General features: G+C 43.6%; 1 protein-coding gene. It reads right to left on the bottom strand.

The features are described 5' to 3' along the window. Positions 1 to 21 precede the first annotated feature (21 nt). A partial coding sequence (locus ACSLUK_RS20065) for a hypothetical protein (RefSeq protein ID WP_448550558.1) occupies positions 22 to 264 on the bottom strand: 243 nt, incomplete at its 5' end.

Below are 264 nucleotides of genomic sequence, written 5' to 3'. Positions count from 1 at the left end.
CCATGTGAGAGTAGGACATCGCTAAGCTTCCCATTCAGTCAAAAAGCCCGCACACTGTGCGGGCTTTTTGCGTTTTAGCTTTTTAAATATTTTGAAGTGGTTAGCAATACGTCTCCGTTCGGCCTGATACCAATCCGCATTATACCAATCCGCATTAAAGATTGCCCACCACTGCCCACTTCCTTGAACACATTTTGATGACACGTTTTGTGTCTTTTCTAAAGCTATTCCAAGCGTGACTACATGCGTTGACAATATCCTCAT

It is taken from the genome of Thalassotalea fusca (assembly GCF_053485835.1).
This window is presented reverse-complemented; position numbering and strand designations above follow the sequence as displayed.